The 10,812-nt window shown below is 42.8% G+C and carries 10 protein-coding genes; 4 read left to right on the forward strand and 6 right to left on the reverse strand.

Annotation, left to right across the window (positions count from 1 at the left end):
* The first annotated feature begins 34 nt into the window (after positions 1–34).
* The 4 genes from ACFE93_RS25670 to ACFE93_RS25685 all read left to right on the forward strand — a co-directional run bounded on the left by ACFE93_RS25670 (position 35) and on the right by ACFE93_RS25685 (position 4,349).
* Complete coding sequence (locus tag ACFE93_RS25670; protein ID WP_375477467.1) at positions 35–1,711, forward strand: DUF3352 domain-containing protein; 1,677 nt, start codon at positions 35–37, stop codon at positions 1,709–1,711.
* 162 nt (positions 1,712–1,873) lie between these two features.
* Positions 1,874–2,797: a class I SAM-dependent methyltransferase gene (locus ACFE93_RS25675; RefSeq protein ID WP_375477469.1), complete on the forward strand. Its 924-nt coding sequence runs from the start codon at positions 1,874–1,876 to the stop codon at positions 2,795–2,797.
* Positions 2,790–3,758 (forward strand): PrsW family intramembrane metalloprotease, encoded by a 969-nt coding sequence (locus ACFE93_RS25680; protein WP_375477471.1) that lies wholly within the window; start codon positions 2,790–2,792, stop codon positions 3,756–3,758. The genes ACFE93_RS25675 and ACFE93_RS25680 overlap by 8 nt, the downstream gene beginning before the upstream one ends.
* A gap of 33 nt (positions 3,759–3,791) precedes the next feature.
* Positions 3,792–4,349, forward strand: a complete 558-nt coding sequence (locus ACFE93_RS25685) for a Uma2 family endonuclease (RefSeq protein ID WP_375477473.1) — start codon at positions 3,792–3,794, stop codon at positions 4,347–4,349.
* A 62-nt stretch (positions 4,350–4,411) separates the two neighbouring features.
* Here the strand turns inward: ACFE93_RS25685 and ACFE93_RS25690 are convergent, their stop codons facing one another.
* The 6 genes from ACFE93_RS25690 to ACFE93_RS25715 form a co-directional block, all read right to left on the reverse strand.
* A complete protein-coding gene (locus ACFE93_RS25690) occupies positions 4,412–5,284 on the reverse strand; it encodes a 6-carboxytetrahydropterin synthase (protein ID WP_375477475.1) in 873 nt (290 codons plus the stop codon).
* Positions 5,285–5,433: 149 nt separating this feature from the next.
* Complete coding sequence (locus ACFE93_RS25695) at positions 5,434–6,135, reverse strand: J domain-containing protein (RefSeq protein WP_375477476.1); 702 nt, start codon at positions 6,133–6,135, stop codon at positions 5,434–5,436.
* A gap of 15 nt (positions 6,136–6,150) precedes the next feature.
* Positions 6,151–7,113 carry a cysteine synthase A gene (cysK, locus tag ACFE93_RS25700; protein ID WP_375477477.1) on the reverse strand — a complete coding sequence of 321 codons (963 nt, stop codon included), beginning with the start codon at positions 7,111–7,113 and terminating at the stop codon, positions 6,151–6,153.
* A gap of 81 nt (positions 7,114–7,194) precedes the next feature.
* Complete coding sequence (locus ACFE93_RS25705; RefSeq protein ID WP_375477479.1) at positions 7,195–7,632, reverse strand: RrF2 family transcriptional regulator; 438 nt, start codon at positions 7,630–7,632, stop codon at positions 7,195–7,197.
* A gap of 387 nt (positions 7,633–8,019) precedes the next feature.
* Positions 8,020–9,765, reverse strand: a complete 1,746-nt coding sequence (locus tag ACFE93_RS25710) for an iron uptake porin (protein ID WP_375477481.1) — start codon at positions 9,763–9,765, stop codon at positions 8,020–8,022.
* A gap of 498 nt (positions 9,766–10,263) precedes the next feature.
* Positions 10,264–10,545, reverse strand: coding sequence for a 4a-hydroxytetrahydrobiopterin dehydratase (locus ACFE93_RS25715; protein ID WP_375477483.1), 282 nt, complete (start codon positions 10,543–10,545; stop codon positions 10,264–10,266).
* Between the last annotated feature and the right edge of the window lie 267 nt (positions 10,546–10,812).

Genomic DNA, 10,812 nt, shown 5'->3' on the forward strand with positions numbered 1-10,812 from the left:
CTCGGTGACAATCTGAGCAAAAGAGGATAACAAAATGCCTGAAAGTAAATCAAAATTTCTCATTCCTGCTGTTGGTGCTGCTGTCGTTGTCGCCGGAAGTATAGCGGCTTATACGTACTTTAAAGGCCCATCAGGAGGTAGTTCAGACGCTCTAGGCAGTGCTAAAGTAGTACCTTCAACAGCACTGATGGCAACTTATATTACTACTGACTCTGAAGCCTGGACAAAATTACAGCAGTTTGGCACTCCAGAAGCACAAAAGTTAGTGGCAAAAGGTCTGGAAGATTTCAATCAGCAAATGTTCAGTGACAGTAACGTTTCTTATGAAAAAGACATAAAGCCTTGGGCTGGTGGTGTGATGATTGCTGTATTGCCACCAAATCCTCTAAAACCAGCACAGTTAAAAGTGCCCTCTGGAACACCGAATGTACCAACAAATTTACAGCAGGAATCAAATATCCTGATAGTGGTGGGAATCAAGGATAAACTCAGCGCCTTGAATTTTGCTAACAAATTGAAGTCACAAAAGGGAGTGAAATTACAGGAATCTGACTATCAAGGTCAAAAAATTGTCGAAACTACACAAAATGGCAAGCCGACGTATAGCGTAGTTTTAAATGATAGTCAGTTGGTATTAGCCCCCGAAAAGCAAGCTGTAGAAAAAGCAATTGATACGTTTAAGGGACAGTCTTCTTTTGCCAATAAAGAAGGTGCTAGCAGCATTCTTAAAGGAGTGGATGTTAAAAACAGCCTCGCCCAAATTTATGTACCAGACTATGCTGGGATGATACAGCAATTAACCGCTGGAAATCCGCAGGCAAAGCAGTTACCCCCACAAACCCTGACACAACTGAAGCAGATAAAATCTGTGGTAGCGGGTGTTGGTGTTGATGATGCGGGAGTGCGGGTAAAAGCGATCGCTAATTTAGATCCACAATTAAATAAATTTCAGTATCAATCAAGTCCTGGGAATATAGTCGGGCAATTTCCTGCTGATACCTTTGCTCTGATTAGCGGAAATGGCATCAGCCGTGGTTGGGAAGTGCTAGTAGAACAGTCAAAAGATTATCCAGAAATGAAACAAGCTCTAGAACAAGCGCGAGGACAACTGAAATTTGTCAATCTAGACCTAGATAAGGATATTTTTGGCTGGATGAATGGGGAATTCGCCTTTGGTGCGATTCCATCAAATCAAGGAGTGTTAGCGAATGTTGGTTTTGGAGGTGCTTTAGTATTTGATACTAGCGATCGCAAAACTGCCGAAGCCACCTTGACAAAATTGGATACCCTTGCCAAAACCCAACAAATCAACATCGCCAACAGAAATATCGGTGGTAAAGACGTAACTGAATGGCAAATTCCCCGGCAAGGAGCTTTATTGGCACATGGTTGGCTGGATCAAGATACTGTATTTGTAGCTCTTGGTGGCCCGATTGCTGACACAGTTAGCGATCGCAAGAATCCATCTCTCGACACTAGCGACGCCTTCAAAGCCGTTACTGGTTCTTTGCAAAAGCCCAACGGTGGCTATTTCTACCTAGATATGGATAAAACTAAAACTGTGCCCCTGATCAATAGTTTTGTATCGTCTAACGCCGATACCATCACCATTTTGAATTCCATTCGTGGTATTGGTTTTACCGCTATTAGCCCCGATAAATCCACCAGTGAATTAGAGATGTTGTTAGCTCTTAAGCCTACTGCAAAGTAGGGTATGGGGCATTGGAATTAGGGGAGAAGCGACAGATGATAGGGAATAATCTGTACTCTGTAACCTGTACCCTATTCCCCAGAATGTTTTTCAATTTGCATCTAGACTGGACTCTAGCAACTATGTCATAAGTAGAAAAGGCTGTTAAATGCAAACTTATTTATGACCGCTACTGTAAACACTAATCCTGGTTTAGCTTCCCGTTTGGTAAATGGCATACTGGCAATCCAGCCTTTAGCTAACCTAGCCAAGCATCAAGCTAGACAAATGATGATTAAACGTGCCCAGAGAATTGGTGTGCCTTGGACGCAAGAAGTCGAAACACTACAAGCGCTTGATTGGAAGACCGATCTAGCTCAAGTACAAAATCCTCAGCTTTCCTACCCCGATTACTACATCACCTCATTCCATGCCTACGAAACCGGAAATCTCAGTTGGCAAGCTGCTTTTGAGGTAGAACCTGCTGCTTACGCTGTCCACGCTAAGATTTGGCAGAGTGCTGAAGAAGCGCAAGGCGATGCTATGCTCCGCCAAAGTTACCACAATATCCTGAAAAGTCAAATCCCCAATGAGCAGCAAGACATCTTAGATGTAGGATGTAGTGTTGGCTTGAGTAGTTTTGCCCTACAAGCAGTTTATCCCCATGCCAAAATTACAGGCCTAGACTTATCTCCCTACTTTTTAGCTGTTGCCAATTACCGTGCTGGGCAACGTCAAGCTAAAATTAATTGGCTTCATGCCCAAGCGGAATCTACCGGATTACCTGATGCCTCTTTTGATTTAGTTTCCATTTTCCTGATGTGCCACGAATTACCCCAATCAGCAACCCGACAAATTTTAGCTGAAATACGGCGTGTGTTGCGTCCGGGTGGCTATTTGGCAATCATGGATATGAATCCTAAATCTGAAGTTTACAAGAAAATGCCAGCCTACATTTTGACTTTGCTCAAAAGTACTGAACCGTATTTAGATGAATATTTTGCTTTGAACATTGAGCAGGCTATTGTTGAGGCGGGTTTCCAAACTCCCACTATTACCAACAATACCCACCGTCACCGTACAGTGATTGCTCAGGTGAGTGGTTGATTTATCTCTAGTGTTGTGGGCAGCAATACCACCCTTGCTGCTGCTAGGCTACTACTACTGTCGGATGCCGTTTGCCCCACCTCTGTTAAAGTTACTGATGTTCTTTATCATTGGGGCAATATCTGGTTTTTTAGCCCTTAGACTCGAATCGGATTTTGAAATTGTAGCGAACTCTTTTGTACACTGGCATCAAATTAAGCGATCGCTTCCCGGTATAGCCTTGCGGCAACTTGTGGAAATAGGCCCAATCGAAGAAGGCTGCAAGTTAGCTGCGGTTGTTGTCCCAACCTACTATCTACAACACAAGTATCGATTACTTCACTCTACGGTTTTCCTGTTCACGATCGCCATTTCCCTTGGATTTACTGCCGAAGAGAACTGGATTTACCTTTTCCACGGTACAGCATCAATTTTTGAACGTACTATCGGCACGCCAGTCCATGCTATGTTCTCTGCGCCTTGGGGATATGCTTTAGGAATCTATATTTCCTCTAAAAATCGCTTAAATCGAGACAATAAGTTTATTTTTAGGGCTTGGCTAAATTCTGTAATCTGTCATGCTCTAGTTAATATCCTATCTAGTGCTTGGGGTTACTCATTACCCCTACGTTTCCTGAGTTATGGTTTATTCCCGTTTTTGTTGTGGATGTTTTGGCGACTGGAACAATTACTACGAAAAGTGCAAGGTAAACCTGTAATTACCCTGATTCGGGAACGTACACCCCAGCGCCGTTACTGGCAGAGGAGTTTAGTGTTGTTTGCCCTCGTGCTAGGTGGAAATGCTATTTTTGGGCTGTTTCTTTTAATCAGGACTGTTAGTCCTTTGAGTCCGTCAAAGCTTTTTGACACTGATATTTTGTCGTTTATATTTAGTCGCTTTTTACTAAATCTCTTTTTTGGAGTTTTAGCGTGGGGCATTTATCGCTATTTGCGACATTCCGCCCGTCGTCGGTATTTTTAAAAGTATGATTTAAGAAAAGGCTAGGGGGTTTCTATGCAAACAACTCCAGTGCGTTGGACGACTGCTGACCTAGAGCTATTTGCTGGCGATCGCAGAAATCGCTATGAGATTATTGATGGAGAACTATTTGTGACTAAATCACCTAGTTGGGATCATCAATCAAGTTGTGGCAATATTGTTACAGTTCTTAACAATTGGTCAGATGAAACTGGTTTAGGTAAGGCTGCGATCGCACCTGGAATTATTTTTTCAGATTTTGACAATGTGATCCCTGATGTGGTATGGGCAAGTCATGAACGCTTAAAAAACTTGCTAGATGAAGCTGGACACCTTACGGGCGCACCAGAGTTAGTAGTAGAGGTTTTGTCACCCGGCGAAAAAAACGAGAAACGCGATAAGGAAACAAAGCTAAAGCTGTACTCAGTGCAAGGGGTTCAGGAATATTGGATTTGCGATTCTGTACAGAAGAAAGTTGAGGTTTATCGACGCGAACAGGCTGCATTAAAGTTAGCAGCTACTTTATTTAGTCAAGATGAACTGACAAGTCCTTTGCTACCAGGTTTTAATTGCTTAGTAAGTAAACTTTTCTAGATGGGCATTGGGCATTGGGATGATAGAAATTCCCTATGTCTTATGCCTGGATTTTCAATTAGCTAAACTCGTGCTAGTACTGGCTGATTCACAGTTGCGCTGACTGAATCAGATTCAGAGTCCGTACAGTAGATTTCGCAGGAGTTATTGGGACTTTCAATCAGTTTTACTTTGTAAAGTTTAGCTCCCAATTCCTCAATAGGCGATCGCAGTAAATTACTAATGTAAAATGCGATATTTTCAGCAGTGGGTACAACTTCGGCAAAATAGGGAATATCTTTATTTAAAAACGTGTGATCGAATGGCTCTAGCACATTATCTTCTACCACTTGATTCAGGCCACCTAAATCGACAATCATGCCAGTACGTGGGTCAATATTCCCTTTGACACTAACTTCTAAATGGTAGTTGTGTCCGTGACCGTTGGGACGAGCGCACTTACCATAAATCTCAGTGTTTTCTTCATTACTAAGGTTAGGATGAGCTAGCCGATGGGCGGCGCTAAAGTGAGTACTGATGGTGAGGTAGGCTTCCATTGCGTTTCCCATATAATCTGCCCAAAGTTCAGGATGTTCAAATAACTGCACGCGGACTAGAGGCAAATGAGGTGCTAACCGCTGCCAGATAATCCGTGCAATATTCTCAGTGGTGGGCAGAGTTTGTTGAAATTCTGCCCACACATCGTTGAGATAAGAGAAGTCCAATTGACTGGTAACTTCCCGTTTAATTACGTATTTCACATTAGACAAGTTCAGCACCATGCCATATTCATCCAATTCCCCGGCTAGGGAGATGAATAAAACATAGTTATGCCCGTGTCCCGGAAATCTAGTACCAGCACCAAATTTCTCAATATTCTCGGCTTCACTCAGTTCTGGCAACCAATAACGATGACTTGCTGAAAACTGGGCGCGACGATTAACAATGCATTGCATGAGTACACTAAAATCAGAATTTAAAATTTCTTAATCTTTTTCTGTTTCCAGCATAAACTAATTCCTAAATTATGTGTCATTAGTCATTAGTCATTAGTCCTTTGACATCCAGCGATATTGACCCATGCCCAATGCCCAATGCCCAATGACTATGTAACAGACGCTTGCGCCTCACAGTGCAATCTCGTAGCTATGCGGAATAGTTCATGACCTGTGTGTAAATAACGCTCATCGTAGTTCAAAGGAAAATAACCTAATTCATCGAGTCCATCTGCTACTTGATCGAGGCTGTAGTAAAGGTGAGCCGCTGTTCTTGCTAGACTAGGGGGATTTGGCAGGGAGCGAAAAGTAGTTTGTGCCTGCTTGAGGTCATCTCGACAGGTTTTTAAGTATTCCTGAAATTCATCTAACAACTCATCATCAAAGGGATCGGCAGCTAATTGTTCCATTTGTTCTTCTAACGAATAAAGAACGGTACAAAGCAAGCGATTAACTGGTTGATAAACTTGGCACAGCCATTCTTCAACTTGCTCGTCAACATCTCGTCCAGTTTTTCGTCTTGTCTGGTAATGCTGTTGGGCTGATGCTGTACGCTGTTGGCGATCGCTATTTAATTTTTGGGATTCATTTTGCAGTTCTTGGTCATAATTGCGGCGATTTTGGTTGTCGCCTAAGACCTCATAAGCTGCATTGATGCGGATAATCTGTTCGCGATCGGCTGTTTCCTGATTACTGTCAGGATGAAACAACTTAACCAAGCGGCGATAAGCTTGCTTAATCTCCGCAAGGCTTGCACTTGGACTAACTTTCAGAGTTTCGTAATGGTTAGAAACGTGCTTAGAATTGACCATTAATTCAATGTATCGTTAACTGACGCTAGCAGCCAATCTTGCCTCCAGGTCTTGGAACAACGGCGTACTCAAATACCTCTCGCCAAAACTGGGCTGAATCATTACAATTAAACGTCCCTGATTTTCTTGACGTTGAGCGACGCGAATTGCTGCACATAAAGCTGCTCCACTGGAAATACCAGATAGTAGCCCTTCTTCTTTTGCCAAACGCCGACTGTAGGCGATCGCTTCTTCATCGGTGACAGTAATCACTTCATCAATCAATTTTATCTTGAGTACTTGGGGAATAAACCCAGCACCAATTCCCTGGATTTTGTGGGGACCTGGTCGTCCCCCAGATAAAACTCGGCTATTGGCTGGTTCAACTGCGATCGCCTTAGCGTTAGGCTTGCGTGCTTTAATCACTTCTGCTACACCAGTGATCGTACCACCTGTACCAACTCCTGCCACAATTATATCGACTTGTCCATCAGTATCTTCCCAGATTTCCAGCGCTGTAGTTTCCCGATGCACTTTTGCGTTAGCTGGATTACGAAACTGCTGCAACATATAGGTATTTGGTGTAGTATTAACTATTAACTGCGCTCGTTGAATTGCCCCACTCATGCCTTCCATTCCTGGTGTTAGTTCCAGTTCTGCCCCGTATGCTCGCAACATTGCCCGACGCTCTCCACTCATCGTCTCTGGCATTGTCAAAATTAATCGATAACCCTTAGCTGCTGCTACCATTGCTAAGGCAATTCCTGTGTTTCCAGAGGTGGGTTCTACCAATACTGTTTTTCCAGGAGTAATCAACCCCTCTTCCTCGGCGGCGTTAATCATACTTACCCCAATCCGGTCTTTGACTGATGCCGATGGGTTCATACTTTCCAGTTTCACCAAAATTTCCGCAACACATCCTTCTGTTTGAGGAATACGGTTCAACTGTACTAGGGGTGTACGACCAACCACTTCTGTAATATTACGAGCTATTCGCATAATTTAGTCCTTAGTTAGTTATTAATTATTAATTATTAGTCATTGGTCATTACTCATCAAAAAATGACAAATAACTCTTGACTAAATGTAGTACATGATATCCAATTGCCGCCGTGAATCTCTTTTTTCACAAAGATCCTGGAGCGTATATTTTTGTAACACTGAATTTGCCGCGCGACTTGCTTCTTGCCAAATTTCTTCTATAACTGAACTATCTATGCTTTGGGAATTAACGTTTTCTTCACCAGCCTGCGCCTCTAAGCCTTCTAAACATTCCAAAATCTCAAAAAGGATGATTTTTCGGGGTTCTCGCGTTAACAGATAGCCACCTTTTGACCCACGCTGACTTTTAACTATACCGCCACGCCTCAAAGTTGCTAGTAGTTGTTCCAGATAGCGATCGGGTATGTTTTGTTGTGCTGCAATTTGTCGAATTTGCAGCGGTTCGCCGCTTTCGTAATGAGCAGCCATCTCTAATAAGGCAAGAATTGCGTATTCCGATTTACAGGATAGTTCCACAAGCAGCAATAAGTTAGGGGTTAGAAATTAGGAGTTAGGAATTAGGAGTCATTCAATTTGGATTTGAGATTTTTCCTTAAATCTCAAATCTAAAGATCAAAATCTCAAATTGGTAGAGTTAAGATATTACGCAATATGTAGCTTTATACCGCCAACTTCTACTAAAAAAACTTGCTTAGAAAAAGTTGCTTATGGCGTAAGTTACTTGTAGAGTGGGCATTACTGTGGTCTATTCATATAAAACCCGCCATAACTCATAACTCCTAACTTTTCTAGTATACTCCGGTTAACTACTGGGGTTTATCCATTGTTACTACTGAAAACAAAAAGCCCCGCCTGATGGCGGGGAGAAATGGAGTTCAAATTTGTGAGTGGATAGTCAACACTCTAGAAAGTGAAAGTAGTTCTGAGCGTACCGATAATAGCATCATCGTTATCACTGTTTTGACCAGGAGAGGTCAACCAGATTACGCCAGGGGTTACAGAGATGTTATCCGACACACGATACTTGTAGAAGCCTTCAAAGTGATAGGGTATATCATTGTTGCCGCCAAAACCTGGGCGGTTAAAGGAATAGGGTTCTGCACCAGCAAAAACACCTAAAACGTTACCCTTTTTACCGAAATCAGGTAAGGCTACCCCTAAACCGTAGCTCCAAGCTTCATAATCATCACCTGCACCGACACCTGTGACGTCATGGTAAGAGACAAAACCACTAATGGACAGTTTGTCACTGGGTCTAAAGGCAGCCGACACACCGTAGGAGTTGCTGGAAGATGGGGTTGTTACACCTGCTGCAGCACCTGCTGCATTACCTAAAAAGTTAGCTTGTCCAGTACCTACATCAAAACCTCCAGTTGCTCCGTCTGTACCAGAGTCAAATAAAGCACCACTGGCACTATATCCGTGGACGTAGGTTGCAGCTAAAGCCAAGCGATCGCCAACACTAAAGTTCAACTGTCCTAAAGCGGCATAGTCGCCGTTGGTCAGACCTGTATTAAGACCAGGATTATTAGCTTGGGATGCCAAGTAACCCGCAGTGATTGAGCTATTTCCCAAGATGCCGCCACCTTTACCAATGGGTAGAGTGAGCGCTATACCAGCACCGCCACCAATCCGATAGATGGGACTTTCAGAAGCAAAGGTAGATAAAGCGCCGTTACCACCGTCGTCAGTGTTGTCAAAAAAGTAAGGATTGTTGACAGATGCATACTGGCTATGTCGTCCGCCACTAGCTGCGAGGTAAACTTGGGCTGGGCCTATGGGAGCTTCATAAGTCAAGCGGTCTACTCTGACACTGTTGTTGCCATTGCCTATACCAACTTGATATGTTTGTGTGCCTTCAGCAGTACCGATCGGATTATTAGCGTCGTCAAATTGTGTAAAGGCTGTTGAATTACCTGCTGAGAGACGGGTATGCAAAACGTCTTTACCAGTGAAGCTGGTTTGCAAGTCTAAACGTACCCGATCTTGGAAGACAGTATTGTTGTTGTCACCAGTGTTACCCCCAAATATATCACTAACGGCAAAAACGGCTTCACCGACTAGTTTTGTGGTAGTGGAGAACTGATTCGCTTCCAATTCAGCAGTCCGTGCTTCTAAGGAATCTACGCGACCGCGTAGGGTTGCCAATTCTGCGGAAAATTCTTCTTGCAACCGTTGTAAGGTAGCTAAATCTTGTTTAGTCACCAAGTCGGCTGTTGCTGTGGCAATCAATTCGTTAACCCGATCCAAACAAGCATTCAAACCAGCAGCAAATTCATAACGGGTCAAAGCACGATTACCGCGATAAGTGGAATTCGGATAACCTGCAATACAACCATAGCGTTCAACCAACGACTGCAATGCTTGGAATGCCCAGTCAGTGGGTTGTACGTCGGAAAATTGAGAAACTGATGTTACTTGGGACTGAGAGTTATTTTGATTACCTTCGTTACTATAGCGGTTAACTTGATCTATGGTTGTTTGAGCCAATACTTCTGGCTGTTGGGCAACTTCGGTTACACCTAGTTGTTTAGCTGATGATACTTCTGTGGTTGGGTTTGGGGCCGCCATTGCTGCGGTCGAAACTAACAACGTTGCTCCCAAAACTGCTGGACTAACCACTAAGGATTTCCACAACAGATTAGACATCTTTACCTTACTCCTCACACCTTGTTTAGATAATTGATTTCGTTGCACCTAATTCTCGAAAATGCGACGTCTCATTCAAACCTGTGAATAAGACATAGTTGCCACTACTACAATTCTAGTTTTTGCAAAGCTAATAAACGATTAACTTGGGGTTAAAAACTGATGTGATTAACTTATGCAAAAACATATCTTTATATCATAACATTATAAAACATCCGATCTAGATGGCAAGATTGGAGCGATCGCCTTAATAACTGTCACATATACTTATCTAAATATCTAAGCAGGGGGTAGGGTTTGGGTGATTCACTCTCTACGCAGGCTAAACTGCTGAAAGCTTTAGACTTTTAGACACTTAGCAGTTTGCCATCAAAAATCGCTTCTTCCACTTACCCCTAGTATAAATCTCACACCAGTTAGAACATACTGGCTCGGCTATATAAACCCTACATCGCGGTGACTTCCTATCGTCTGGTGCAAGATGTTAGACGAAATCACTTAGTTGATCTGGGAAATCACTCGTGCTAGATCAAAGTCTAGCTGCGTCAATCCGCCTGCATCATGTGTTGTGAGTGTAATCTTTACTTTATTGTAGGAAATCTCTATGTGTGGATGATGTCCCGCTGACTCTGCCGGCTCCACCAGCTTATTGACAAACTCAATTGCTTCAATAAAATCTTTGAATCTGCGGGTAATCTGCAACTTGGAGTCTTCAACAGTCCAATCTGACAGACTCTTTGCCTGTTCTTGAATTTCCGCTTCGGTGAGTAGTTGTGCCATATCAATAAATTCCTACTGATATATTTGTTACATTTTGCATCTTACAAAGGCAAACCTCTTTTATTCTCCACACAGAAAGTATGGGAGGATAAATTAAGCCACAATGCGTATGTCTAGATTTAAATCAGATTTGGCTAGATAGACGCTATTTCTCACATTTGGTCATATTCCAAGGTTTAATGTAAGATATTTATTCTTTTTAAGAAAACTTTTAAATATAGCGGTTCTCAGTTGGGTGAAATATAGTAACAGCAGTGGGTAAACCAT

The sequence above is a fragment of the uncultured Nostoc sp. genome (assembly GCF_964247315.1).
Lineage (GTDB): Bacteria > Cyanobacteriota > Cyanobacteriia > Cyanobacteriales > Nostocaceae > Nostoc.